This window comes from Ottowia thiooxydans, assembly GCF_040548795.1.
Classification (GTDB): Bacteria; Pseudomonadota; Gammaproteobacteria; order Burkholderiales; family Burkholderiaceae_C; genus Ottowia; species Ottowia thiooxydans_A.
The window spans coordinates 311,015-335,779 of record NZ_JBEPSH010000001.1; the positions used below are offsets into that span (position 1 = coordinate 311,015).

At 57.1% G+C, this 24,765-nt stretch carries 21 protein-coding genes; 9 read left to right on the forward strand and 12 right to left on the reverse strand.

What is annotated here, in order from left to right; all coding sequences use genetic code 11:
• Entirely contained in the window at positions 1 to 780 is a 780-nt protein-coding gene (locus ABIE13_RS01430; protein ID WP_354440497.1) for an ABC transporter permease, read from the forward strand.
• Between the two features lie 399 nt (positions 781 to 1,179).
• On the opposite strand, the gene ABIE13_RS01435 is transcribed toward ABIE13_RS01430, so the two are convergent.
• Both ABIE13_RS01435 and ABIE13_RS01440 read right to left on the reverse strand, forming a co-directional pair.
• The gene (locus tag ABIE13_RS01435; protein ID WP_354440499.1) at positions 1,180 to 1,638 is read right to left on the reverse strand and encodes a universal stress protein; all 459 of its coding nucleotides are present in this window, start codon (positions 1,636 to 1,638) and stop codon (positions 1,180 to 1,182) included.
• 156 nt (positions 1,639 to 1,794) lie between these two features.
• Entirely contained in the window at positions 1,795 to 3,978 is a 2,184-nt protein-coding gene (locus ABIE13_RS01440) for an AsmA family protein (RefSeq protein WP_354440500.1), read from the reverse strand.
• Positions 3,979 to 4,463: 485 nt separating this feature from the next.
• Here ABIE13_RS01440 and ABIE13_RS01445 point away from each other — a divergent pair, with 485 nt between their 5' ends.
• Both ABIE13_RS01445 and ABIE13_RS01450 read left to right on the forward strand, forming a co-directional pair.
• Entirely contained in the window at positions 4,464 to 6,374 is a 1,911-nt protein-coding gene (locus ABIE13_RS01445; protein ID WP_354440501.1) for an alpha/beta fold hydrolase, read from the forward strand.
• A 135-nt stretch (positions 6,375 to 6,509) separates the two neighbouring features.
• Positions 6,510 to 8,285 (forward strand): alpha/beta fold hydrolase, encoded by a 1,776-nt coding sequence (locus tag ABIE13_RS01450; protein WP_354440503.1) that lies wholly within the window; start codon positions 6,510 to 6,512, stop codon positions 8,283 to 8,285.
• A gap of 201 nt (positions 8,286 to 8,486) precedes the next feature.
• Here ABIE13_RS01450 and ABIE13_RS01455 read toward each other — a convergent pair whose 3' ends face one another.
• From ABIE13_RS01455 to ABIE13_RS01475, 5 genes are all read right to left on the reverse strand, one after another.
• Positions 8,487 to 9,305: a peptidylprolyl isomerase gene (locus ABIE13_RS01455; RefSeq protein WP_354440505.1), complete on the reverse strand. Its 819-nt coding sequence runs from the start codon at positions 9,303 to 9,305 to the stop codon at positions 8,487 to 8,489.
• Between the two features lie 183 nt (positions 9,306 to 9,488).
• Positions 9,489 to 9,779: a BolA family protein gene (locus ABIE13_RS01460; protein WP_354440507.1), complete on the reverse strand. Its 291-nt coding sequence runs from the start codon at positions 9,777 to 9,779 to the stop codon at positions 9,489 to 9,491.
• Entirely contained in the window at positions 9,776 to 10,363 is a 588-nt protein-coding gene (locus tag ABIE13_RS01465; protein ID WP_354440508.1) for a septation protein A, read from the reverse strand. The genes ABIE13_RS01460 and ABIE13_RS01465 overlap by 4 nt, the downstream gene beginning before the upstream one ends.
• 37 nt (positions 10,364 to 10,400) lie before the next feature.
• Complete coding sequence (gene msrB, locus ABIE13_RS01470; protein WP_354440509.1) at positions 10,401 to 10,808, reverse strand: peptide-methionine (R)-S-oxide reductase MsrB; 408 nt, start codon at positions 10,806 to 10,808, stop codon at positions 10,401 to 10,403.
• A complete protein-coding gene (locus tag ABIE13_RS01475) occupies positions 10,805 to 12,289 on the reverse strand; it encodes a protein adenylyltransferase SelO (RefSeq protein WP_354440511.1) in 1,485 nt (494 codons plus the stop codon). Before ABIE13_RS01475 ends, msrB begins: the two co-directional genes overlap by 4 nt.
• Before the next feature lie 135 nt (positions 12,290 to 12,424).
• On the opposite strand from ABIE13_RS01475, the gene ABIE13_RS01480 reads away from it, so the two are divergent.
• The 5 genes from ABIE13_RS01480 to ABIE13_RS01500 all read left to right on the forward strand — a co-directional run bounded on the left by ABIE13_RS01480 (position 12,425) and on the right by ABIE13_RS01500 (position 18,893).
• The gene (locus tag ABIE13_RS01480) at positions 12,425 to 14,050 is read left to right on the forward strand and encodes a 3-(methylthio)propionyl-CoA ligase (protein WP_354440513.1); all 1,626 of its coding nucleotides are present in this window, start codon (positions 12,425 to 12,427) and stop codon (positions 14,048 to 14,050) included.
• 990 nt (positions 14,051 to 15,040) lie between these two features.
• Positions 15,041 to 16,081 carry a branched-chain amino acid ABC transporter permease gene (locus tag ABIE13_RS01485; protein WP_354440515.1) on the forward strand — a complete coding sequence of 347 codons (1,041 nt, stop codon included), beginning with the start codon at positions 15,041 to 15,043 and terminating at the stop codon, positions 16,079 to 16,081.
• Complete coding sequence (locus ABIE13_RS01490) at positions 16,068 to 17,426, forward strand: branched-chain amino acid ABC transporter permease (RefSeq protein ID WP_354440516.1); 1,359 nt, start codon at positions 16,068 to 16,070, stop codon at positions 17,424 to 17,426. The genes ABIE13_RS01485 and ABIE13_RS01490 overlap by 14 nt, the downstream gene beginning before the upstream one ends.
• Positions 17,410 to 18,192: an ABC transporter ATP-binding protein gene (locus tag ABIE13_RS01495; RefSeq protein WP_354440518.1), complete on the forward strand. Its 783-nt coding sequence runs from the start codon at positions 17,410 to 17,412 to the stop codon at positions 18,190 to 18,192. Before ABIE13_RS01490 ends, ABIE13_RS01495 begins: the two co-directional genes overlap by 17 nt.
• The gene (locus ABIE13_RS01500) at positions 18,192 to 18,893 is read left to right on the forward strand and encodes an ABC transporter ATP-binding protein (protein ID WP_354440519.1); all 702 of its coding nucleotides are present in this window, start codon (positions 18,192 to 18,194) and stop codon (positions 18,891 to 18,893) included. The genes ABIE13_RS01495 and ABIE13_RS01500 overlap by 1 nt, the downstream gene beginning before the upstream one ends.
• Positions 18,894 to 19,055: 162 nt before the next feature.
• Here ABIE13_RS01500 and ABIE13_RS01505 read toward each other — a convergent pair whose 3' ends face one another.
• The gene (locus ABIE13_RS01505; RefSeq protein ID WP_354440521.1) at positions 19,056 to 19,214 is read right to left on the reverse strand and encodes a hypothetical protein; all 159 of its coding nucleotides are present in this window, start codon (positions 19,212 to 19,214) and stop codon (positions 19,056 to 19,058) included.
• A gap of 114 nt (positions 19,215 to 19,328) precedes the next feature.
• Positions 19,329 to 19,940: an NAD(P)-dependent oxidoreductase gene (locus tag ABIE13_RS01510; RefSeq protein WP_354440523.1), complete on the reverse strand. Its 612-nt coding sequence runs from the start codon at positions 19,938 to 19,940 to the stop codon at positions 19,329 to 19,331.
• Between the two features lie 157 nt (positions 19,941 to 20,097).
• Here ABIE13_RS01510 and ABIE13_RS01515 point away from each other — a divergent pair, with 157 nt between their 5' ends.
• Positions 20,098 to 20,529: a winged helix-turn-helix transcriptional regulator gene (locus tag ABIE13_RS01515; protein WP_354440525.1), complete on the forward strand. Its 432-nt coding sequence runs from the start codon at positions 20,098 to 20,100 to the stop codon at positions 20,527 to 20,529.
• Between the two features lie 173 nt (positions 20,530 to 20,702).
• On the opposite strand, the gene ABIE13_RS01520 is transcribed toward ABIE13_RS01515, so the two are convergent.
• The 3 genes from ABIE13_RS01520 to ABIE13_RS01530 form a co-directional block, all read right to left on the reverse strand.
• Positions 20,703 to 21,293 (reverse strand): hypothetical protein, encoded by a 591-nt coding sequence (locus tag ABIE13_RS01520; protein WP_354440527.1) that lies wholly within the window; start codon positions 21,291 to 21,293, stop codon positions 20,703 to 20,705.
• A gap of 20 nt (positions 21,294 to 21,313) precedes the next feature.
• Complete coding sequence (locus ABIE13_RS01525; protein ID WP_354440529.1) at positions 21,314 to 21,562, reverse strand: GlsB/YeaQ/YmgE family stress response membrane protein; 249 nt, start codon at positions 21,560 to 21,562, stop codon at positions 21,314 to 21,316.
• Between the two features lie 178 nt (positions 21,563 to 21,740).
• A complete protein-coding gene (locus tag ABIE13_RS01530; protein WP_354440530.1) occupies positions 21,741 to 24,596 on the reverse strand; it encodes a hypothetical protein in 2,856 nt (951 codons plus the stop codon).
• Between the last annotated feature and the right edge of the window lie 169 nt (positions 24,597 to 24,765).

Below are 24,765 nucleotides of genomic sequence, written 5' to 3' on the forward strand. Positions count from 1 at the left end.
ATGAATCGCTTGGCTTTGCGCACCTGGCAAATCGGCCTGTTGCTGATCATCTTGGTGCTTTGGCATATTGCATCCACGTCTTCCGATCAAGTGGCCTTCTTCTTCGGAAAACCGCTTGTAGTGGCATCCCGTCTGTGGAACTGGTTTGTGACGGAGGGCAATATCTATCAGCATCTGGGCGTGACTCTGCTTGAGACGCTGTTGGCATTCGCCATTGGCACGATTGCTGGCCTGGGTGTGGGCTTGTGGTTGGCTTTGTCTCCATTTGCTTCTGCCGTGCTGGACCCCTACCTCAAGGCCGCTAACGCCATGCCGCGGGTGATTTTGGCACCCATATTTGCGTTGTGGTTTGGTCTGGGTATCTGGTCCAAGGTGGCGCTGGCGGTCACGCTGGTGTTTTTTATTGTCTTCTTCAACGTTTATCAAGGTGTGAGAGAAGTCAGCCCGGTGGTGCTGGCCAATGCCCGAATGCTGGGGGCCAATGCACGCCAGTTGCTTCGCCATGTGTACGTGCCCAGTGCCATGAGCTGGGTCTTTTCCAGTCTTCACAGCTCGGTAGGCCTTGCCTTTGTCGGGGCCGTGGTGGGCGAATACCTGGGTTCTGCGCGCGGCGTGGGTTACTTGATCTTGCAGGCCGAAGGCAGTTTTGATATTGACACGGTGGTGGCCGGTATCGTGTTGCTCACCGCCTGTGCGCTCGTTCTGGATGGTCTGGTGGGGGTGGCAGAGCGCAGGCTCATGAAATGGCAGCCTCGTTCGGGGCAGACTGAGAAGTTGTAGCACTGGGGCCCGAGGCATTTTGCAGAGGCCTCAATGCCAAGCTGGAGCTTGGCGCTCCCAGGGGGGAACCAAAAAGCCGGACGCTTGGCAGTTTTAAGTAAGCGCTCTGGCGTGCTTTCTTGGAAGTTGGCTGTTTCCTGGGAGCGCCAAGCTCCAGCTTGACAATTTCGAGCGCAGGCTAAGGGCGTTCCCGTTTGAATTCAGTCGTTCTCTCAACCGTCAGGGCTATTTGCTAGGGGCTGCAATGCCAAGTTGGAGTTTGGCGCTCCCAGGGGGGAACCAAAAACCGGACGCTTGGCAGTTTTAAGTATGCGCTTTGGGTGCTTTCTTGGAAGTTGGCTGTTTCCTGGGAGCGCCAAGCTCCAGCTTGGCAATTTCGGGCTAAGGCTGGGTAGGGCCTTACTCAGGCTCAACCGCCTCAACTGGCGGCGGTGGTTTGACCAACAGCACTGGGACGGGCGAGTCTTGAACCAGGCGCTCAGATGTGGAGCCGCCTTCTAGTGCCCGGCGGATCAGGCCCAGGGCGCGAGAGCCCATGATTACCATGTCGCACTGGTGAATTTCTATCAATTCGAGCATGGCCTGCGCAGGATCGCCTGAGATGACAGCCGTTTCATACGGCACTCCGGCTGATTCCAGCAGCAGGGCCGAAGGTGCGATCAAGTCTTCCCCAACTTCCAACGCGGCGTTTTCTATCAATTGTGGATGATCGGCCGTGACGATCTCGTAGAAAGAAGCGGGCTCCTGCACATTGGCGAGCACGAAGCTGGCCCTCAAGCCGTCCTGCAATAAACGCAAAGCGAAGCGGGTTTCGTGAAGCGAAAGTTCGGTGCCGTCGACTGGTAGAAGAATTTTCATGCTTGTCTTTCTTATAAGTGACTCAGGGGCGTGCTCACAAACAGAGCGAGGTTGATCGTTGCTCGTAATCACATTTTTTAGAGACTGGTCATCATTGAATAGTTCTATTCGAGTTGGGGTTAAGTCGACAGAATCAGCGGCGAAATCCCTTCCTGCTTATTGAGCGGGCGAGCCTGCAGACGATTCGCCGGCCGCAGGTTGTTGCACGGGTGCTGGCCGAGCGGAGGGTGTGCCCCGCTTAATTTCTTCCTGCGTGGCTCTGGGGGCCGCTCCTGCCTTGGGTGCTTGCGTGGCCTTGGACAACAGAGGCGCACAGCCCTGATCGTCTTCCGCACCAGGAACCGTGATGGGCACCAAAGCCAGTGCACCCGGCGCCGCAGCGACGGCAGCGACAGCGACCGCTGCCCGAAGGATCAGGGGGCCTGGCTTGACGCCGACGTTGGCCTTCGCGAAAGGCCCGCGGACTTCCAGCGGAGTGCGCAAAGAGAAAAACTTGAGCTCGTAGGCTTTGGGATTCACATCCAGATCGACGATTTCGCGGGCCATATCTGCGGTGCCGGTGATGTCGATCAAAGCATCTTCGGTGTTGATCTTGACGTTGCGCGCATACGCAACTCCGTTGACGACTGGTACGTCCGCCACAGCGCAGCGCAATTGGACTTCCTTGTCGGTACCGAACAATTTTGAAAGCACCACACTGCCCAGATTCAAGCCAGCCAGGTCCAGCAACTGCTGGCTCATGACGCCGTCGCGAACATAAAGTTTAGCTTCACCGTTGGCACTCGCCAGTATGCTGGCGACGGAGTTACCCTGACCATCCAGGGCGATGCCGCCATCCACGCGGCCCAGACTTTTCTTCATCAGTTCGATCTTGGGGAAAAGCGCAGATAGACTCAAGCCATCCACGTTTCCGCGCACAGACGCACGCATTGGTTTTGCATTGGCGTCCAGTTGCACCTGGGTTTTGAACCTGCCATTTGCCACACCAAAATCCAGCGGCGCCAACCTGAGCCGAGCGTTTTCCATTACTGCACGCAGACGAAGGCTCTCAAGAGGGACTGCCTCAGGGCGAATGATCTTCAGGCCTTCAAATCGGATGTCCATGTCCATCTTGTCCCAGCGGTCCGTAGCGAACGGTTCGTCCGGAAGCACTTTGCCTGGCCGCTTGGGTTTGTCAGGTTTACTGGAGCCTACGCCCACGGTGGGGCCCAGGTCGGCCAGGCGCAGCTGGCGTGAACTCAACTGGCCGCTGAGTTTGGGCCGGGATTTTGCAGACGTATAGGTCAGCTCGCCTCGCAGATCGCTTTGCCCTACGGTGCCAGTGAAGTCGCGATAGGTCCACACGGCGCGTTCGGGCTCAAGAGAGCCTATCAACTGCCCGCGGGTCTGGAATTCAGGTGTGTCGGGAAGGACCAGCCCCGTCAGTTGATACAGATCGGCCATGCTTGCGCCTTTGACGGAGACTCGGAAGTCCAGTCCGGACAGCGATCTGGGGTTTTCGACGACGCCCACCGCGGTGGCAGCCAGCTTTCCGGCGCGGGCATCCACCTTGAGTGGGTAGTCGACCTTCTCATCTCGCAATGAAAGCAGTTGTCCGGCCTTGCCTTCACCCTTGATCTCGGCCTTGGCGTATTGACCGGTCAATGTAAAACCGACGCCGTAACGCCCATTCTCCGTCTCTTCAGCCGGCAAGCTAGCCAGGTTGGCTTGAACCGACAGGTCCATCTTGGCATCTGAATAGGCCAATCGGCCCTGATTGACGGCAATACCGCCCAGCAAGACATTCCATGGTTTTGCACCCGCGTCCTTCTGGGCTGGCAAACTCAAGCCCCAGTTGTTGGAGCCGTCGGCCTTTCGGATAAGCCGCACATCAGGATCTGTCAGATCGACTCGTTTGATGTCAAACGTGCGCCAGAGAAGTGGCGGTAACACGAGGTTGATGGCCGCCTGGCCGACCTGGGCAAACTCGCCGGTTGCAAGGCCCGGTCCGGCTGATGGTGAGGAAGACGATGCAGGCGATCGGGAAACGGGGGAGGGCGTTTCTGCAACAAATCCCGTCGGGTTGCCCACGTGGATATCGTTACCCCGGACCACCGGCCCCGGGATCCAGCGCTGCCACCCGGGCTCCAGGGTCTGCGGCCATTGCCAATCAACCGTCAGGTCACCGCGTATGGCAAATTCCCGGCCCAGCGCCTCAGACACTCTCTGGTTGATCCAGGGGCGGTACTTATTCCAGTCGCTGAAATAAATGAACGCTATGGCGGCTGATATACATATCAGAGCGGCCAGGACAAACCAGAGAGCAATGCGAAATAGTCGACTCCTTATCATCCCTCTCATACTAGTGATTAAAAGTACTTGATGAGTACCTCCGAGGGGGGTAGCGCCCTTGTCCTACAGTTGAATCAGACCCAGGCCAGGGAATTGCCAAGGCTCTGACGAGAAGCAAGGATGACGGGTTTGCATGCGGCGCGTAGAGGGCTTTTTGGACGCATTGCCGGGCTGCTCACGATAAAGCCGACGCAGCGTTGCGCGTTTGGCGCGGTGATCAAAACTTGGCCTCAAGAGGGCATTCCGTACAGTTAATTTTAGAATACTTTATATTTCTTTTGTTTGCCGACTCAGGCAGTGAACGAACGGACATTGCTAATATCGCCTCGGTCTTCGGCAAAGGCCGCAACACCCAAGCAGCTGTGTACGGTCGCAGGCTGCTTTTATCTATTGCAACAAGGTGAGGCTGAACCCCTTTTCTTCTGTCTTGAGCGTTCGGCTCAGGAGCGAGCCTCACTTTTTTTAGTTAATTATTTGAAGTTGGAGAAATAGTAATGAAGTTAAGTGATGTGGCTGGCATTGCATGCCACAACAAAGGCCATGTGGACAGAACCGAGGGGCGGGTGAGCAATCGCGGGTTGTTCCATATCAGGGGCCGATTGAATGTTAGAGCCTCTGTGCTCGCCAGCGTTGTACTGGCTTGTGGTCTCAGTGCTTGTGGCGGAGACGACTCCGATCCGCTGCAAAAATACCGCGAGCAAACCGTTGAATGGACTGCATGCGATCCCTCCATCCTGGGCGTCAGCAACGCGGCAATTGACGAGCTTTGGGCGACAGTAGGCGATCGGTTGAAATGCGGCTACGTGAAGGCTCCGCTGGACTGGTCCAATACCGAGCGCGGTGACGTGGTCATGGCAGTCATGCGTCTGGCGGCCGGCACCCCAGAGAAAAAGCATGGTTCCCTCGTGTTCAACCCAGGAGGGCCGGGAGCCGATGGCTTGGGCTTGGCCACAAGTTTGTTGACAGCGTTCAGCAATAGCAATCCTGAAAACCCTCAAGGCGCTCTTCAACTTCGTCTTCTCAACGAATACGACATGATTGGTTTTTCACCGCGCGGAACTGGTGCGAGCACCCGCTTTCAGTGCGCGACCAATGAACTTGAACGTACTCTGGTTACCAACGCGGTTGAATGGGACACGCCAGAGAACATTGCCAATTCCAACTACAACGGCCGCAAGATCGCCGAGGCATGCCTGAAAAACCCTATCGCGCCCTATATCAATACCGATGCCACGGTGCGTGACGTGGACCTGCTTCGTGGCCTGCTGGGAGACGAAAAACTCAACTACCTGGGTTACTCCTATGGCACTTGGCTAGGAGCCTGGTATGCGAGCTTGTTCCCTGAAAAAGTAGGCCGCATGGTGCTGGACAGTTCGCTGGACTTCAGCGCTACGCTGGAGCAGGGCGTATTCCTTGGTCAACCTCCGGCGCGCCAGCGATTGCTTGACGATGTCCTGGCGCCTTATGCAGTTCGGCACGCAGATTATTTTCAGTTAGGCAACACGGAGGCAGAAGTACGAGGCATCATGCCTTCTCTGAGTCCACGTGTTCAACAGGTGCTTGCGACGCCCTTGAGTGGGCTGGGTTATATCCGTACCAACGCCGACCGTTACTTGGACACGATTTTTGCTGCCCGAAGCTTGGATGTCTTGCTCGGGCTTGCACCAGATCCTGCGGACATGGAGGCGGTGGATGAAGCGCTGGACCAACACGTCTTTGACTCGTCCAACCCGCAGCGCAATACAGCACTGCGTGAAACTGCGGACTCACTTCTGAAGCAGTACGCTGGCACGTGGGTGAGCCCATCACCCACCAGCATCAGCATGAGCTCTTCCGCTTCCGTGCTGGTTGCGGTGCATTGCAACGATACGCCGGCCACTACTGATTTGACGGTTTGGGAAAATCTGCTGAGGGGGCTTGCGCCTCGATTCCCCATGTTTTTCTCCAGTCTGCTTGAAGTGCATGCGTGCAGCTTTTGGGGTGGGCCAAAGGTCAGCAAGCCAGCCATTACACCCATGAAGGATTTGAATGTGCTGCTGGTCCAGTCCCAATATGATTCCGCCACCGGAACAGAGGGCGCCAACGCGTTGTTTCAACAGCTGCCGAAAGCTCACCGGGTGTTTGTGAACAACGACTTCCAACACGGCGTTTACCCCTACACCGATTCCTGCGTGGATCCGTTGGTGACCGGCTATCTGCTGGGCGACTCCCTTACTCAGCGTGAAAAGATCTGCGCCGGTCATCCATTGAAGCAAGATGCACCGACACCTGAGGGAAAAGCCAAGGCAGCAAATTCACCGGAAGTGCCTGCGAGCCAACCGCCTGTATACAAAGACCCAGAGAGGGCGCGTGAACTCATAGAAGAGTTCAAGCGTGGCTTGATTCCACCTCAATTCAAGCCTTAACTTTGTTGGGTGCATTCACAGGTGTCGCCCATGCGGCGGGCTTTGGTTGTTTGACCGCACAAAGTTGTGACCATCATCCAATCGACTTTTTGGATCCTTATGAGGCGTAATAGACTGCCTGGGAGATTCCAGGTTGTGCTGATCAGCGCCGCTCTGGCTTCAACTCTTGTGGCCTGCGGAGGTGGCGGTGACTCTGATCCGTTGCGTAAATACCGTGAGCAGACCGTGGAGTGGACTGCCTGTGATGCTGCAATGATGGGGCCGGAAGGCGTCGCTCTGGTTCAAGGCGCGATAGATGCGTACGGCGAAAGGCTTCGCTGTAGCTCGGTGCGTGCCCCGATGGACTGGGCCAATCCTGAGCGTGGCGATGTGTTCGTGGGTGTCACTCGGCTGGCAGCAGGTAAACCAGAGGTACGGCGTGGCGCTTTGCTCATGAACCCCGGCGGTCCGGGTGCGGATGGGTTATTCATTAACACCCTGAAGTTCATCGGCGTGTTTGAGGGTAGCAATCCAGATTCGGCACAGGGCGCAAACCAGTTGCGCTTGCTGAGCGAGTATGACCTTGTGGGGTTTTCTCCAAGGGGGACTGGTGCCAGTACGCGGCTCGAATGCTCCACCAATGAGATCAGCCGCAAGGTTGATTTGAGTGCATCAGGCTGGAGTGCGCCTGCGAATATTGCCAATGCCCATTACAACGACCGCAAGGCGGCGGAAGCGTGCCTGAAGAACCCCGTCACTCCGTATATCAATACCGACGCAACGGCGCGCGATATGGACCTTCTGCGCGGCTTGCTGGGTGATGAAAAGCTCAACTATGTCGGCCATTCCTACGGAACTTGGCTGGGAGCGTGGTACGCCAGCCTTTTCCCGGAAAGAGTGGGCAAGATGGTGCTAGACAGTTCCATGGACTTCAGCTCCAGATTTGAAGAAGCGTCTCTGGCCCAGCCGCCCACACGCCAGAGGCTGCTTGACGAAGTTCTGGTGCCTTACGCGGTTCGCCATGCGGCCTATTTTCAGCTGGGTGAGCGTGAAGAAGATGTTCGTGCTGTCATCCCAAGCCTCAGCCCACGAATGCAGGCTGTGCTGAACCCACGGCTGGCAGACCTCACTTCGTCACGCAACGATGCCGACACCTTCCTCTGGCAGATTTCGGCGGCGCGAGGCTTGAACGCAGTGCTGGACATCGTAGATCCGATGGACGAAGCGGCTGTAGCAGAAGCCTTGGAGGCCCACGCGTTCTACCCAGGGGATGCTGGGCGAAACGCCGTTTTGAAGGTATATGCACAGGCTATGTGGCAAGACTATCGTTCAGCCTGGGTAGTCCCGCAGAACAAATCGATTGCATTGAGTTCGTTTTATTCTGTTTTTTGGGCAGTGCAATGCAACGACACCTCGGCCACCACAGACATGGCGGTCTGGGACCAACTGGTCGAAGGCTTGGTTGAACGTTCACCTACGTTCTTTGTCGACAACTACAGAAACCTGTGTGGATTCTGGAATGGTCCGAAAGTGAACAAACCCGATCTGGCACTCATGAAGCCACTTGATGTGCTTTTTGTGCAGACTCAATACGATTCAGCGACCTTCACGGAAGGCGCCACCAGGTTCTTCTCACATCTTCCTGCAGCACGACGAGTCTATGTGAAAGATGACTATCAGCATGGGGTGTATCCCTACGCCGACTCCTGCGTAGACCCGCTCGTCACCAATTATCTATTGGGTAATTCGCCCACCACGCACGAGGAAATATGCGCGGGTCATCCTCTGGAGCAGGATGCACTGGCCATGCGAGCCAACATGAAGTCTGCAAGTGCAGAAGGCCCAGACGCTGCTGTTCCGCCAGTTTACAAAGACGCGCAGAGGGCGGGCGAGCTTATCAAGGAGTTCAAGCGCGGGTTGATTCGACCTTAGCGCTGCCATTCTCTCGGATTGAGCACTAGCACTTGGCAACCATTCGATTGCAGCGGTTGCAGCGGTCGCCAGCGAATGCGGAGCGCCTGATGAGCGCGGTCGAGCAGGATAGGCGTCCCCCGCCAAGCGAAAGCTCGGGACCTGATCGATGAGTGGATGATCGCGCAGTCAAGTGCCGGCCCTGCCTGGTGTAGCCTTGGTTTATTCCACCTTGGCTTTGGCGCGGAGTTCTTCCTGGTACTTCATCAGCTTTTGCTGCTGCATCTGCTGGGCGATCTGGGGTTTGACGTCGTCGAACTTGGGCAGCTCTGGTGCCTTGGCTTCGCGAATGTCATCCACGCGAATAACGTGGTAGCCGAATTGTGATTTGACGGGCGCGTCAGTGGTCTGGCCTTTGTTCAGCTTCTTGAGGGCATCTGAAAACTCTGGCACATAGCCTGCAGGATTGGCCCAGCCCAGGTCGCCGCCGTTGGCGCCGGACCCTGGATCCTTGGATTGCTTCTTGGCGATGTCATCAAAATTGCCGCCTTTTTTGAGTTGGGCGATGATGGCCTTGGCCTGATCTTCCTTCTCTACCAGGATGTGGCGTGCCTTGTATTCCTTGGCGCCTGCAGCGGGAGCCTGAGCACCGACAATGCGGTCGTATTCAGCTTTGGCTTCAGCATCACTTACAGGGTTTTTTTCCTGATACTGATTGAAGAGTTCGTTGATCATCACGCTCTGGCGAGCCATTTCCATTTTTTTGCGGAAATTTTCAGAGCCTTCAATGCCTTGCTTCTGCGCTTCCTGCATGAAGATTTCCATGGCAATGACTTGTTCTCTCATCTGTCCGGCCATCTCTGGGGGAACAGGGCGGCCCGTGCGCGCGGCCTGCTCAGCCACTTGCTCTTCAAGAGCGACCAAACGTGTTTTGGGAACCGGTTTGCCGTTGACGATGGCGATGTTTTGCGCAACGGCTGGAAGGGCCAGTGCGCCCATCACAAAAGCGGCTGCAGTAGCTGCCAGAATCTGTTTTTTCATTGATATTTGCCTTGGAGAACCCACGCGGGGCAGATAAGTATGTGCAGTGAGACCGTTAAGTCTTGAAAAGGTTCTTGGCGTCTGCCAGTTTTCTCTCGCTGCGCAGGGCTTTATGCCCTTGCGAGGAGTGAAGACGCGAGAATTGCCGAAGCGGAAGTATATGCGCCAGCATCAGCTGTAGTTTTAGCGCGTCTCAATGGCGATCGCGTGGACGCCTTCGTCAATAAAAGTCTGCAGCGCTTCGTAGACGATGCGATGTTTGGCTACGCGTGTCTTGCCCTCAAAAAGCGGGGAGGCCACGCGCACTCTGAAGTGCGTGCCATGACCTGATCCGTTGGCGCCTACATGGCCCTCGTGCTGCCAGCTTTCGTCCTGCACATCCAGTTCGGTGGGTTGCAGGGCTTCCCGCAGCCGGGCCGCCATCTGATCGGCCAAAGTGGACGATTGGGGGGCGTTTTCTGGGTGAATACTCATTGCGCGCTCCCGGGCGGCAGGGTTGGATCATCTTTGCTGTTGTTCACGGGCTCTGGCTCCGGTTCACTCATGTGGCGGGCCACATAGAAACCTTGCCCGATGATGAACAACACCGGAAAAGCGTAACCCCAAAGCTTGAAATTAGCCCATGCATCGGTTGAGTAGAAGGCCGCCACATAACCATTGATGGCGGCCATGAACAAGCAGTAAAGCACCCATATGGTGTTCAGACGTACCCATACAGGCTCCGGCAGGCTGAGTTGGCTGCCCAGCATGATTTTCAGGAAATTCTTGCCGAACCCCCAAAGTGCAACGGCCAGTGCAATGGCCATGGCGGTGTACAGGACCGTGGGTTTCCACTTGATGAAACGCTCGTCCTGCAGCACCAGGGTCAGCGTGCCAAAAATAAGGATCAGCGCGAGCGTGGCCTTGTGCATCGTGCTGAGTTTCTTGTCCATCAGGTAGATGATGGCCATCTGTAGCGTGGTGGCTGCCATCAATACAGCAGTTCCTACATAGATGCCTTCCAGCTTGTAAGCGATGAAGAAAAAGACGATGGGCGCGAAATCAAGCAGAAGTTTCATGAGGGAGCGGGCAGTCAGCCGTGATGGACAGGCTGGATTATCGGGGGGTGAAGTCCAGGGAAGCTGAATTCATGCAATAGCGCAAGCCTGTGGGCGCAGGGCCGTCAGGGAAAACATGGCCCAGGTGCGCGCCACAGTTGGCGCAGACGGTTTCAACACGAACCATGCCCAGGCTGACGTCACGGTGCTCTTCAATGGCACCAGGAATGGCCAGCGAAAAACTGGGCCAGCCGCAGCCCGCGTCAAATTTGGTGCCGGATTCGAAGAGTTTCGCGCCGCAGCAGATGCAGTGGTAGCTACCGTCGGCCCAGTGCTGCTCGTATTTGCCCGTGTAGGGGCGTTCTGTCGCGGCGTGACGGGTCACTTGGTAGGCCACGGGTTCGGCGTTTTTGGAATCGAGAAGAGAGCGCCACTCTTCATCTGTTTTCTGAACTGGGTGAGTCATGATGAACAACTGATTTGGATGGAAGAAGCCCAGTCTGGAGGAAATCCAGACCAGGTTGCGTGGTCAGGGTGATCTTCGAATGGATTTTCGAGGACGTCCAGTAATTGTTGGATCATGGAGAAGTCCTTTTGGTTCGCCAGGGCGATGGCCTGCTCTGCAAGATGGTTTCTCAGTATGACGGAAGGATTGCTTTGCAGTGCAAGAGCCGCACTGGGGCTCTGCCCGAACTTCTGATCCGGGTCTTGCAATTGTTGTAGCAGGGTATTTGCGGCCGGGCGGTCGTGAAACAAGTCCAAAACCATATCCGCTGGCGCGCCATCAAGGTGCTGTGCCCAGCGGCGCCAGAAGATGGGGTAGTCCGTACGCTCGGATGCCATCAGAGCCAACAGATCATTGACCAAGGTCTTGACGCCTTCGCTGGAATCGGCAAAACCCAGTTTGGCCGCCATGCGCCGGTCGAGAGCAGCTGGAAACAAGCTCTTGTAGGGCTCAAGAGCCGCCATGGCATCGTCTGGTTCGCCAATCAGCGGCAGCAAGGCCTGTCCAAGCGCAAACAGGTTCCAGTAGGCTACCTGAGGCTGACGCTTGTAGGAATAGCGGCCACTGGTATCGGAGTGATTGGGGATGTGGTCGGGATCAAATCCGTCAAGGAACTGAAACGGCCCATAGTCCACGGTCAGGCCCAGGATGCTCATGTTGTCGGTGTTCATGACGCCATGGCAAAAGCCAACCGCTTGCCAATCGGCCATGAGTTTCGCAGTTCGGTGCGTGACGGCGGCCAGTAGCGCTGCCGCTGGATTGGCTGCATCCCTGCATTCGGGATAGAAGCGGTCAATGACATAGTCGGTCAGCTTTTGCAGGTCATCGTGCTGCTGGTTATGGCTGAAATGCTCGAAATGGCCGAAGCGGATGAAACTGGGGGCCGTGCGGGCGACCACCGCGGCGGTTTCAATGGTTTCACGGCGTATAGGCTGATCAGAACCGGTAATGCAGAGGGCCCGCGTGGTGGGAATACCCAGCGCGTGCATGGCTTCGCTGCACAGAAACTCACGAATCGAAGAGCGCAATACTGCACGGCCATCGCCCATGCGGGAGTAGGGTGTCAACCCACTGCCCTTGAGCTGGAGTTCAAGGGATTGGCCGTCCCGTGTTTCTAACTCACCCAGCAAGATGGCACGGCCATCTCCCAGCTGTCCGGCCCATACGCCAAATTGGTGGCCGCTGTAAACGCTGGCCAGTGGCTGGCTACCGGCAAGGGGGCGATTCCCGGAGAACGCTTCTAGCGCCTCCTGCGATTGCCACCAATTGTCTTGCAACCCCAGCTCGCGGGCCATGGATTGGCTGCGGGCCACCCAGTAAGGGTCTCGCAGCGCCGTGGGCGCCCGTGCGGTGAAGAACGCGGATCCCAGACCGAAGAAACGGTTGTTCCAAACCTTGCCTAGGTCAAAGGCTTGTGGCCCTGTCTGAACGTCATCTTGCATACCGCCATTGTCGCCGGACGCGCCGCAACGCGCAGGCGCCGCCTTCGGGTAACCCTGGGGGGAGCAGGCGCGAGAGGCGCCCGGGCGTGGTACACAATGTCGTATTTATCAACGCTGTTCTCAGGAGATTTCCCGATGCTTGGTCAGATGCAGAACCATCCGCTTTTGATTTCGAGGCTTATCGACCACGCGGCGAGGCATCACGCGGATAGTGAGGTGGTTTCGCGGCGCGTGGAAGGCGATATTCACCGATACACCTGGGCAGACGTGCAAAAGCGTGCCAAGCAGGTGGCCAACGGTCTCGACGCCCTCGGGGTTGGTCTAGGTGAGCGCATAGGCACGCTAGCCTGGAATGGCTACCGGCACCTTGAGCTTTATTTTGGAGTGAGCGGGTCCAACCGAGTGCTGCACACCATCAACCCGCGCCTGATTCCAGAGCAGATTGCCTGGATCGTGAATCACGCCGAGGACAAGGTACTGTGCTTTGACATGAGCTTTCTGCCCATCATCCAAGGCATTCACGCGCATTGCCCCAACATCACGCACTGGATTGCGTTGTGCGACGCCGACAAGCTTCCTGCAGATTCAGGCATCCCGAATCTGCGCAGTTATGAAGCCTGGATTGGCGAGCAGCCCAACACCTACGCCTGGCCAGTGTTTGATGAAAACACGGCTTCCAGCATGTGCTACACCAGCGGCACCACTGGCCATCCCAAAGCAGCGCTGTACAGCCATCGCTCCACGGTGCTCCACGCGTTTGCGGCCGCTCTGCCTGACGCCATGGCCTTGTCAGCCAGTGATTCAGCGCTGCCGGTGGTACCGATGTTCCACGTCAACGCCTGGGGCCTGCCTTATTCGGCGGCCATGGTGGGCTGCAAGCTCGTGTTTCCAGGTCCCGCGCTGGACGGCAAGTCGGTCTTTGACCTGATAGAGGCTGAAAAAGTCACTTTTGCCGCAGGTGTGCCTACTGTCTGGCAAATGCTTTTGGGGTATGCAAGCTCCAACAATCTGAGGTTCTCGACCTTGAAGCGCACCGTTATCGGGGGCTCGGCTTGCCCGCCTGCAATGATCGCTTCGTTCAGGGACAACTATGGTGTCGATGTCCTGCACGCCTGGGGCATGACGGAAATGAGCCCTCTGGGAACCTTGTGCACTCTCAAGGAAAAGCACCGCCACGTGTCGGAAGAAGAAAAAATGAAGATCCGGCTCAAGCAGGGTCGGGCGATCTTCGGCGTCGACATGAAAATCGTGAGCGACGATGGAGCCGAACTCCCATGGGACGGAAAGACCTATGGCGATCTGTATGTGAAAGGCCCCTGGATTCTGGACACGTACTACAAGAACGAAGGAGGATATCCGCTTATAGATGGCTGGTTCCCTACGGGCGATGTGGCAACCATCGATGCGGATGGCTTCATGCAGATCACTGATCGCAGCAAGGACGTCATCAAATCGGGTGGCGAATGGATCAGCTCCATCGATATCGAAAACGTGGCCATGGCGCACCCCGGGGTGGCCATGGCAGCCTGCATCGGCATGCCGCACCCCAAATGGGACGAGCGGCCCATTGTGGCCGTGGTCAAAAAGCCGGATGCGCAGGTCACGCGTGAAGAATTGCTTGCCTTTTACGAGGGCAAAGTGGCCAAGTGGCAGAAACCGGATGATGTGGTGTTTGTGGACGCCATTCCGCTGGGGGCTACGGGCAAGATGCTGAAGACCAGGCTGCGTGAGATGTTGAAGGATTACAAGCTTCCTGCTTGATGGACAGGTGAAGGAACGGGGTACTGGTCCCTCTTCCTTCGGGAGAGACTGATGAAGGCGCGCCGTCCGAGTTGAGCCCCAACTCTTGCTCCCTCTTCCTTTGGGGGAGGCTGGGGCGAGGCGGCCAACCGGTGAGGCACGCCGTGTTAACTCCCTCTCCCTCTGGGAGAGGGCGGGGCAGCCAACCGGTGGGGGCACGCGGCGGGGGGTTAACTCCCTCTCCCCCTGGGGAGAGGGCAGGGGTGAGGGCAAGCGGCGGTTGATTGAACGCTGCGATAACTAATTACCTTCTGATCTTTCATTGAGGTCGGAGGCCGGGGAGTGCGCCCGGCAGCGCAGCCACCTTCTTTTGGTCCGCCAAAAGAACCTGGCGCAAGAAAAGGCGGCCCCACTGTCCGTGTCCCTGCGCTTCGCTACGGGCAACCTCCGGTGCTCGTGCCCAAGGCGGTGCGGCAAAACTCGCGGCGTTCGCTTCGCTCTCTCTGCTCAGACAGCTGCCGCAAGCTAGTTCACGAAGCAAGAGCATCTTGCAGTGCTCTTGCCCGCCTTGGGCACTGCGCTCCTCGGCACGTCCAAAGGGGTGGGACACCCACTCGGGCCATTGCTTCGCTCGGCCCTCGAATAACTAGTCGCTGGCGCGACGATCCTGTGCCGTCTTCCCCGCGCAGGCGGGAATCCAGGGTTAATAGGCACGGCATTCCAAGATCGCTGCGGCTGCCGGGGAACTGCGTAAAACCTATAAGTCATGCCAGATGCTGGCCTCGTAATAGACCGCGAGGCTCGTCTTGCCAATATCCAGTTCTATTGGCCAGAAAATCAACCCCACGAACCGCACTGAGGATGCGAACATCCGCCAACTGGGATATTGAAGCGGGTCCCCGGGTTCCAATCAGTCACTTGTAGGTACTATCCAGGGGTTGCACGACACTTAACCCCGGCGATCGACGGCGACTGGTCGTCTGCGCATGTAGCAATCCCGAATCTGTTCCCATGGAGTTTTTCTTAATCTCGCTTCTCAACGGACTGAGCTACGGCTTGATCCTGTTCATGCTCAGCGCGGGCCTCACCTTGATCTTCAGCATGATGGGGGTGCTGAACTTTGCCCATGCCAGCTTCTATATGTTGGGCGCGTACTTCGGCTACACGATTTCCCGAGTCACCGGTTTCTGGCCCGCACTGGTTCTGGCGCCTTTGGCGACGGGCGTGCTGGGTGCCCTGTTTGAGCGGCTGGCTTTACGCAAGGTGTACAAGCACGGGCATGTTTCCGAGCTGCTGATGACTTTCGGCTTGTCATTCGTGATTCTGGAGTTGGTCCAATTGGGCTGGGGGCGTCTGGCGATGGACTTCCAGCCGCCTGAAGCTTTGCGGGGCCCGGCCTTTACGCTGGTCAACCACTCGGTTCATGGCATGAGCGTGTTCTGGGGCCAGGCACCAGCGGGCTTTTGCCAGGCCGTTGATGCGGCGGTGAGCGTGGCCTGTTCGCAGTTTCCTGCCACGCGAGGGTTCATGGTGGTGACGGCCCTGGTCATGTTGCTGGCTGTCTGGTTGCTGCTCAAACGAACCCGGATCGGCTTGGTCATTCAGGCTGCGTTGACCCATCCCGCCATGGTGGAGGCGCTGGGCCATGACGTGCCGCGTGTCTTCATGCTCGTGTTTGGCGCAGGTTCCGCGCTGGCAGGCTTGGCCGGGGTGATCGGCGGCAGTGCGTTTCTCACTGAGCCCACCATGGCGGCCGCCCTGGGGCCTGTGATCTTCGTGGTGGTGGTGGTGGGTGGCCTGGGATCTTTGGCGGGCGCTTTCCTGGCTTCCATATTGATTGGCGTCATGCAGGTTTTTGCAGTTACCTTGGACCACTCTCTGGGTTCGGTGTTGGGGCAGCTGGGGGTGTCTTTGAGCCCAGCGGCGCAAGACCATGCACTGATCAAACTCACCGTATCTCAGTTTGCGCCTGTATTGCCATATGTGTTGCTGGTGTTGATGTTGGCTTTGCGCCCCAAGGGGTTGCTGGGAACGCGCGATGTCGGTCACTAGGGCGTCTCATCAATTAAAACCCCCGCGACTGCGTGTGGCGGGGTGGCTCACTTGGGCCGCCTTCCTGCTGGTGCTGCTGCTCGCGCCCATGATGTTTGCAAGCAGCCTGTCCGTCACCATCCTGAGCCAGATCGGGATCGCCGTGGTGGCGTGCCTGTCGTACAACGTGCTGCTGGGGCAAGGCGGAATGCTCAGTTTCGGGCACTCTGTCTATACGGGCCTGGGCGCTTTCCTGTCCATTCATGCGCTCAATCTCGTGAGTGCCGGCAAGATTCTTATCCCTGTATCCATGATTCCGCTAGTGGGCGGGCTGGCTGGACTGTTTTTCTCTGCCTTGCTAGGCTGGATAACTACCAAGAAGTCAGGTACCACTTTTGCAATGATCACCCTGGGCCTGGGTGAGCTGGTGTTTGCCATGTCTCTCATGTTCCCCGGATTCTTTGGTGGCGAGAGCGGCGTGAGCGGCAACCGCGTAGTGGGCGAGCCATTTCTGGGCATCAGCTTCGGCCCGCCTCGGCAGGTGTATTACCTGATCGCCGCCTACACTTTTGTTTCCGTAGCCGCTCTTTATGCCTTCACCCTCACGCCCCTGGGGCGCATGCTGAACGCCGTGCGTGACAACCCGGAAAGGGTGGAGTTCGTGGGATATGACGCGCGCCGTGTGCGTTACCTGGGCTTCATGGTGGCTGGTTTTTTTGCCGGTATTTCGGGTGGGCTGGCCGCGTTGAACTTCGAGATCGTCACAGCAGAGGTGCTGAGCAGTACGCGTTCGGGCGCGTATCTGCTGTTTACCTTCATTGGCGGCACCACCTATTTCTTTGGCCCCATCATCGGGGCGGTGCTGATGGTGCTGGCCTTTACCCTGTTCAGTGCGCTGACCAAAGCCTGGCTTTTATACCTGGGCCTGATTTTCATGCTGATGGTGATGTATGCCCCCGCCGGCATTGCCGGTCTGGTCATGACGAACTTGCGCGTGGCCAGGCACGGGCGCTTGCTGGAAATGTTGCCGCGCTACCTGGCCCTGGCAGCAGCGGCAGGCTTGATGCTGTTGGGCGTTTCTGTGCTCATCGAGATGATCTATCACGCCAAACTCGACGGTCTGGGCGGTCAATTGCGCTACCTGGGCGCTAATTGGGACCCGCGACAGCCTCTGCACTGGGCGGCGGCGGCAGCAGCAGCGTTGGTGGGAGCAGGCCTGTTTGAATGGGCCAGGCGCCGCACGGTGGTGCAATGGGAGTGTGTACAGGCCGTGATCGAGCAGGAGGCAATTCAACGCGAAGTTTCCGAGCGGAAGGTGGGCAACCGTGGCGCGGTTGGCAAAGGTGGCGATGATGCACGCGCTTGAACTCAAAGACCTGCGCAAGAGCTTCGGCCAGACAGAAATCATTCGTGGGGTCCAGCTGGCTGTGCGCGCAGGCGAGCGAGTGGCCATCATCGGGCCCAATGGCGCCGGAAAGTCCACGTTGTTCAACCTGATCAGTGGCCGTTTAGCTCCTTCGGGTGGTCACATCGTGCTCAATGGCAAGCGCATTGAGGGCATGAAGCCGTTTGAAATCAATCGTCTGGGCCTTTCTCGCAGCTTTCAGATTACCAATATCTTTCCTAAGCTCAGCGTGTTCGAGAATCTGCGCTGTGCGGTTTTATGGAGCCTTGGCTACCGCTACACGCTTTTGCGGTTCCTCGCCAATCTTGACGATGCCAATGCACGTGCCGAGGCGCTCATGAAAATGATTCACCTTGAACGTAAACGCGAGGTGCTGGGCATGAACCTCACCTATGCCGAACAGCGTGCCCTCGAAATGGGTGTGACCTTGGCTGGGAGCGCCTCAGCTGGGAGCGCCTCAGCTGGGAGCGCTAACGTAGTGCTTCTAGACGAACCTACCGCCGGCATGAGCCGCAGCGAAACCACGCACTTTGTTGAGCTGATCAAAGAAGTCACTGCGGGCAAGACCTTGCTCATGGTTGAACACGACATGGGGGTGGTGTTTGATTTGGCAGACAGAATTGCGGTGTTGGTGCGTGGTGAGGTACTGGCGTTCGACACGCCCGAAGCCGTACGCGCGAACAGGCAGGTGCAACAGGCGTATCTGGGTGCCACGGAGAACACGTAGTGCTGCAAGTGAATGATCTTCACGCCTATTACGGCAAGAGCCACGTGCTGCACGGAGTTCAGTTTGAAGTGGGCGAGGGCGAAATCGTCAGCTTGCTGGGCCGCAACGGTTCTGGTCGTTCGACCACTGCCCGGGCCATCATGGGCATGGTTGCTGCCGAGGGCTCAGTTCTGTGGAACGGGCAACAGTTGCTTGGCAAAAAGCCGTTCGAGATTGCGCGCCAAGGTGTGGGCTATGTGCCTGAAAGCCGTGATGTCTTCCCGCAACTCACCGTGCATCAAAACCTGCTGCTGGGACAGAAGAGCTCCCAACGTAGCGGAAAGCCTCGCTGGACGTTTGAAGACATGTACCGTATGTTTGCACCCCTGAAAGAGCGTCAACACACGCCAGCGGGGGTGCTGTCGGGTGGCGAACAACAGATGCTCACCCTGTGTCGAACCCTTATGGGCGAGCCTGATCTCATCATCATCGACGAGCCCACCGAAGGCCTGGCGCCAAGATTCGTTGAATACGTGGGCACCTATCTGAACCAATTGAAAGATAGCGGTTGCTCAGTGCTGCTGATAGAACAAAAGCTCAGCATTGCCATGGGCATCTCTGACCGCGTGTTGGTGATGGGACACGGAACCATCGTGTTCGAAGGTAGGCCCCAGGCGCTCCGCGCGAATACCGCAGTGAGCACGGAGTGGCTGGAAGTCTGAAACTCAGGCGCAGATAGCAGTTGATGCGCCGGCTGCGGCTGCCATGGCTCTATGGCACTGTGATCCTGTAGCTCGGCACGCTGCTGACGCCCATGAGCTCGCGCTTGCACAAGGTAAAAAAAAGGCGCCACGAAGGCGCCAGTTTCTCACGAAGGCGTTTTTTCAGCCTTGGTGTGGCCGCTTGCCCGCGTTTTTCTTGCTGCGGGTGTGTGAACCGCGCTCTTGGCTTTTACGCTGGCCAATACCTTGCTTGCGTACGAAAGCGCCTTCCAGTGGAGGGGTTGCTTTGCGGTCAGCTTCAGTAACGATTCGGTTGCCCATGATTCTCTTCCTTTGAAATGGCGTTGGTTGGCTCAAAACCGTATATTGTCGCCGAACTATGCCCCAACTTCGTTCTCGAGCCCAAAGTTCTTGAAGATGGCTGGCATTTAGCCTTCAATAACCTACGGTGAAGCGCTGACGAGAATGTGCTGGCTGTTCAATTTCATTGACCAGCGCCAGCGCGTAGTCTTCGAAGGAAATGCGGCTGCCCGTCTCATTGCTCAGCAGTGCGTTGGTACCCAAGCGGAACACACCGGTGCGCTCGCCCGGTACAAACTCTGCAGACGGCGAGAGGAAGGTCCAGTCCAATTCGTTGTCAGCCAACAGCAGATCCAGGAATTCTGCGCCGCGGGTGGCTTCTGAACGGTAGGCTTCAGGGAAGTCGGGCAAGCCGATAAGACGCTTGCCAGGAGCGATTTCCAGGCTTCCGGCTCCTCCCACCACGAGGTAACGAGGCACACCAGAGGCGCGTACCGCTTCTATCAACGCCCTGGCATCAGAGTCGCCAAACTTGACAGAGCTGACCACCACGTCGTGCCCTTTCAACTGCTCTGCGAGCTGCACAGCATCTTGAACGTCACCTTTGAGCGGGGTGACGTGGGGAAATTGGGGAATGTTTTCCGGATGCCGTGCAATCGCCGTCACTGAAAATCCTCTGTCTGACAACTCCTTGAGAATGCGTGAGCCTACTTGTCCAGAGGCGCCGATAAGTGCAATGCGTGTCATGTTGCTTCCTTAAATCTAAAAATGAGACTAGGTAAAAAAAATAGACTATTGAGGTTGTGAATGCTACATTTCGAGCCTTGGTCGCACAAGAAGTCATCAAAATGAGACCAAGTCACTTCCGAGTGACCATGCTTTATTTACTCTGCAGGCTCTCCATATGCCTACCGCAAACAACGTCATCGCCTTTGATCATCCTTGCCCCATTCGTGATGTGCTCGACCGGATAGGCGATCAATGGAGCTTGCTTGTGCTGGACACGCTGTCCGTGCGAACCTACAGATTCAACGAGCTGAGCAAGGAAATCGGAGATATTTCAAAGCAAATGCTTTCCCGTACGCTGAAGAAGCTGGAAGCAGATGGGTTCGTTCAGAGAACCCTGTTTGCCGAGGTTCCGCCCCGAGTGGATTACACGCTAACCGAGCTGGGGCGGTCGTTTCTGGTTCCAATGAAGGCACTGGTTCAATGGGCTGATGTCAATCATCTGGACATCACCAAGTCACGCATTCAGTTTCGTGCGAAGGAAGAGCTGTCCACTCAATCTGACCCACACGCGCACGTGCAGGTCATACGCGCTGGTAAACGAGCTTGATGGCACCCTAGATCCAGGCTGACCGGAAAGGGTGCCGAGAGACCAGGCTAGCCGCCGCAATACTGTTCGATTAACCCCAGTCCGTTCGTGCTGAGCCTGTCGAAGCGTCGCACCCGGCTTCGACAAGCTCAGCCCGAACGGGTATTTGTGTGCTTAAGTGAACAGCATTGAGGCTAGCCGATGACCCCGTTGGGAGCGGCCTGGGGTGCCTGTGTCTTGGAGTAAGACAGCGCGATCCGTCTTTCAGGCGCGGGCAATGCCAGTACGGCGGACTTGGCTACTTTCACACAGTCACGAATGTGTTGTTCGCCAAGATACTGCAACGCAGCGTAGCCGAGTGCACCGGAGATGAACTGACCAGCAAACGGAACATATTTGCTCGCTTGGGCTGTCGTCAGTCGTAGACCAACAGCTTTGGCAAATTTCAAGATGAGATCGCGCGTCACGACCCTGCCAATAATGACTGAACCAGCCATGGCTACAGCCTTCTGAACACGCTCCTTTTCCTTGGAATCAAGCCTGTCAATCTGCTGAGGCGTCAAACCGAATTCGGCATTGATCTTGGGCAGTAGGCGCGCCAGCATGGCGGCGTCTACTGCCCAATCCAGACCTGGAATTGGAATGGCGCCTGCCACCCCCGCGACCATCGCTCGTTTACGCAACAGGCGGCGGCTGTGCAGCACCGCTTGTTCAAGTTCCGAGTTACCGCGAGCCAGTTCAAGAGCATCAGGCTCGCGCAGTTTGCGGGAAGGCAGCAGTTTCATAGTTGAGTGAAAATTTGGCGTCAGCCTTTTTTGGTGACCAAGCCGTAGATAAACAAGACAACGATCGCGCCAAGGATGGAAGCGATCCAACCGACGGGTGCGCCTGCTGGATACAGGCCAAGGGCGGCGCCGCCATAGCTTGCCAACAGCGCGCCCACCACACCCAGAATCGTGGTCATGATGATTCCCATGCTCTGGTTGCCGGGCATGATTGCGCGCGCAAGCAATCCGACAATGAACCCCACGATGATGGTGACGATAATTCCCATGAAAATTCCTCTCTAGTGATTTCTTAATTGCCACATGTTGTGGTGGGGTCAATGTAACCTTGTCGTGCGATGTCCATTTGTCAGACGAATGCGATGTTACAAAAAAATGGGGCTTTAAGCCCCATCTCTTAATAGGCATCCGTTGATATCAAAGGCCTTCCGGCAGGACGCTCGTCCCTCAACGGCCAGTCTGGCGACTACGCAGGCCCCACGCTGTACCGGCCAGCAGGAGCACTAACAGTGTTTTTTCCCACCATTGCTCCAGCAGCGGCACGGCTGTTATCGTGGCCGCCCCTGGGGGCAGCGCCGCTATTTGCACGCTTGAAGTCTGCGGGGTTGCGGCCGTATAGTTATCGCTGCCTGCCTGCGCTGCAATGATGTCGCAAGTTCCCAGCCCCAACACCGTGACAACGTTGCCGCTGACGGAGCAGATGCCTGGCGTGCCGCTGCTGTAACTCACCGGCAGTCCTGAACTCGCGCTTGCCAGCGGATTGATCGTAAATGTGAGGCCCGAGACAAAGCCCCTGACTGCGGGTATTTGTGGCGGGAATGTGATGAACTGAGAGCTCACGCGTTTCAGGTCGCCGGACAAGCGCGTCACAAAGCCATCTCCTCCTGTTCCGGATGCAAGCTGGGCGCCGTCAGAGCAGCCATCCGGGGCGCTGGTCGTGCAGGGAAAGTCGCTGGAAAGGGTGCCTCCGGCGACCACCACGTCGCCATTGGCATCAAGAGCCAAGGCGCGAAGTAAATCGCGTTGGGTGCCGCCAAGATAGGTGCTTTGTCTTAGTGTTTGCAGGTTACCGGACAAGCGGGAAACAAATCCATTGGCAATACCGAGCATCCCTCCAGGAACGTCCACAAACGCGGTCTGTGCGCCACTTGCGCAACCAGCCGTGGCCACAGTGATGCAAGGCAGATCGGTAGATGAGGTGTAGCCTGCTACGAGAACGTCTCCTGAATTCGGGTCCAGTACGAGCGTGGAGAGCCAGTCGATTCCGGAGCCGCCCAGCAGTGTGCTCTGCCGGAACGTGAGCAGATCGCCGGACAATCGCGTCACAAATCCATCGTAAGAATTCCCGCCGTAAGCTGATTGCGCTCCAGCTCCACAACCAGGCGTAGCGTTGGTAAGGCAGGGCAGGTCGGTCGAGCTGCTCACACCTCCCACCAGGACATCATTGCTGGTTTCGTCGAGCGTCAAGGTCAGGATCATTTCGCTATCTGAGCCTCCCAGGTACGTGCTTTGTTTGAGTGTCTGAAGGTTCCCGGATAACAAGGATACGAAACCATCGCTGAGCCCCCCGCCATAGGTGGCCTGTGCCCCATCGACGCAACCGCTGGAAGCGGTCGAAGTGCAGGGAAAGTCACCGACTTCGGTGTAGCCTGCCAAAACGACATCGCCGTTGCTACTGACGGCGAGGCCATAAGCCAAATCCCAGCCACTTCCCCCGAGGTAGGTGCTTTGCCTTAGCGTTTGCAAATTGCCGGACAACCGCGCCACGAACGAATCACTCAAGCCGAGGCGTGAGGGTTGCGCCCCATCTACACACCCACTGGCGATAGTGGTGCAAGGCAGGTCGCTGGAGAAAGTTTGACCAGCTACCAGAACATCGCCAGAACTGGCATCCAGGACAAGTTTCTGAATCGATTCTGCCCCTGTACCTCCAAGATAGGTGCTTTGCTTGAGCGTTTGAAGATTGCCGGAGAGCCGGGCAATAAAACCATCGGTATCGCCACCCATACCCGGATCACCGCCTGCAAAAATGCTTTGGGCGGCATTGGCGCAGCCGCTGATGGATGCAGTGACGCAAGGGAGATTAGCTGACGATGTTGAGCCTGCCACCAATAAATCACCGTTGGTGGTATCCAGAGCGAGACTAAAGATCCGTTCTGCTCCACTGCCACCCAGATACGTGCTTTGTTTGAAGGTCCGTAAATCACCGGACAGGCGGGCCACGAACGCGTCGCTGCTGCCGCCGGCGTATGTGCTCTGCGCTCCATTGGCACAACCGCTGGTAGCGCTGCTGACACAGGGCACGCTATCGGCGCTGGATTCCCCGCCCACCAACACGTCTGCGTTGTTGCTGTCGATCACGATACTGTAAATATCCTGGCTGTCCGTCCCCCCAACGTATGTACTCTGGATCAAAGGATCAATGACGAGGGGGTAACTGGGGTCATGCCTGGCCAGGACAAACCCATAGCGATTCGGCGTTCCAGAAAGGTCCTTTGCTTCTGGCGACAGAGCGCTCTCCTCCGATTGCAAGGTGTAGCGCACCTCCACAGGAAAGCGCTTGCCCCCAATCTCCTGCCAAGCTATAGGCGCGGTGTAGCTGATCTCGCCATTGCCGGTGCCAACCACAAGTGAGCCGTCCTTGCCAAGCGCCAGGCTGGTGGCCCCTTCCACTTTGACCGCAATCTGCGAAGCGTCCGCTCCGGGGGACACATGAAATAGTTTTTCAATGTTGTGGCCGCGGGCGGCGAGTTCTAGCACTACCCCTGGCCAGGGTTCTCCCACCGTCACGCTCTGCCAGGTAGGGGAGCTGAACCGGCCTTGGGGGGTAAAACGCGCCACGTGAGTTGAGGCGCCCTTTCTTCCTTGAGGTGACATCGGCAACGCTCGCACAAGGCTTTCGGTCAACTGCCAGCCTGGTCCCCGCTCTTGCCGCTTCTGAAAATGCTCCGAGTTGTCAAGCCTGATGCCGGACTTGACTTGGGTAGAGACGGGCTTTCCCGGCAAGCGATAGATCATCTTGCCGTCCTGCGTCACGTACACAGCGCCAGCAAAAGTGTTGCCCATGAATGCGATGTTCGCGTCGAACTGGCCCGTGTTTTGTTCGAAAGGAATGCTCAGGGTGCCCAGAGCCTGTTGAATCTCTACCTGGTTCGGAATTTTGTTTGTTGAACTGGAGGTCGACGGCGCTGAATGGGCGCCGGCATGATACGAGCCCAACGTCACCAGCATGGCCGAAACGATCTTCCAGCCGCAACGTTTTATGGCAATCGATGTAGGAGGTACTTCAACCGGGAACTTCATGAACTGCATCATTCACTCCTTTTGCCGAGTTTTTGGTCGCTTCCTCACGATGCGCATGATCCAGGCCTTTGCTCAAGTCCCTCGCACCAATTTCATGTTAGCACCGCAACCCGAGGCCGTACATGTTTAAGGCGCCTCTGCACACCCCTCACGGCCGGATGGCCCGAAC

What these genes read in the sequence shown, in the direction of transcription:
- ABIE13_RS01510 (WP_354440523.1), bottom strand. Translation starts at nt 19,940, where the DNA reads ATGACACGCATTGCACTTATCGGCGCCTCTGGACAAGTAGGCTCACGC.
- ABIE13_RS01490 (WP_354440516.1), top strand. Translation starts at nt 16,068, where the DNA reads ATGTCGGTCACTAGGGCGTCTCATCAATTAAAACCCCCGCGACTGCGT.
- msrB (WP_354440509.1), bottom strand. Translation starts at nt 10,808, where the DNA reads ATGACTCACCCAGTTCAGAAAACAGATGAAGAGTGGCGCTCTCTTCTC.
- ABIE13_RS01485 (WP_354440515.1), top strand. Translation starts at nt 15,041, where the DNA reads ATGGAGTTTTTCTTAATCTCGCTTCTCAACGGACTGAGCTACGGCTTG.
- ABIE13_RS01515 (WP_354440525.1), top strand. Translation starts at nt 20,098, where the DNA reads ATGCCTACCGCAAACAACGTCATCGCCTTTGATCATCCTTGCCCCATT.
- ABIE13_RS01475 (WP_354440511.1), bottom strand. Translation starts at nt 12,289, where the DNA reads ATGCAAGATGACGTTCAGACAGGGCCACAAGCCTTTGACCTAGGCAAG.
- ABIE13_RS01495 (WP_354440518.1), top strand. Translation starts at nt 17,410, where the DNA reads ATGATGCACGCGCTTGAACTCAAAGACCTGCGCAAGAGCTTCGGCCAG.
- ABIE13_RS01445 (WP_354440501.1), top strand. Translation starts at nt 4,464, where the DNA reads ATGAAGTTAAGTGATGTGGCTGGCATTGCATGCCACAACAAAGGCCAT.
- ABIE13_RS01520 (WP_354440527.1), bottom strand. Translation starts at nt 21,293, where the DNA reads ATGAAACTGCTGCCTTCCCGCAAACTGCGCGAGCCTGATGCTCTTGAA.
- ABIE13_RS01435 (WP_354440499.1), bottom strand. Translation starts at nt 1,638, where the DNA reads ATGAAAATTCTTCTACCAGTCGACGGCACCGAACTTTCGCTTCACGAA.
- ABIE13_RS01460 (WP_354440507.1), bottom strand. Translation starts at nt 9,779, where the DNA reads ATGAGTATTCACCCAGAAAACGCCCCCCAATCGTCCACTTTGGCCGAT.
- ABIE13_RS01455 (WP_354440505.1), bottom strand. Translation starts at nt 9,305, where the DNA reads ATGAAAAAACAGATTCTGGCAGCTACTGCAGCCGCTTTTGTGATGGGC.
- ABIE13_RS01530 (WP_354440530.1), bottom strand. Translation starts at nt 24,596, where the DNA reads ATGAAGTTCCCGGTTGAAGTACCTCCTACATCGATTGCCATAAAACGT.
- ABIE13_RS01430 (WP_354440497.1), top strand. Translation starts at nt 1, where the DNA reads ATGAATCGCTTGGCTTTGCGCACCTGGCAAATCGGCCTGTTGCTGATC.
- ABIE13_RS01505 (WP_354440521.1), bottom strand. Translation starts at nt 19,214, where the DNA reads ATGGGCAACCGAATCGTTACTGAAGCTGACCGCAAAGCAACCCCTCCA.
- ABIE13_RS01465 (WP_354440508.1), bottom strand. Translation starts at nt 10,363, where the DNA reads ATGAAACTTCTGCTTGATTTCGCGCCCATCGTCTTTTTCTTCATCGCT.
- ABIE13_RS01525 (WP_354440529.1), bottom strand. Translation starts at nt 21,562, where the DNA reads ATGGGAATTATCGTCACCATCATCGTGGGGTTCATTGTCGGATTGCTT.
- ABIE13_RS01440 (WP_354440500.1), bottom strand. Translation starts at nt 3,978, where the DNA reads ATGAGAGGGATGATAAGGAGTCGACTATTTCGCATTGCTCTCTGGTTT.
- ABIE13_RS01480 (WP_354440513.1), top strand. Translation starts at nt 12,425, where the DNA reads ATGCTTGGTCAGATGCAGAACCATCCGCTTTTGATTTCGAGGCTTATC.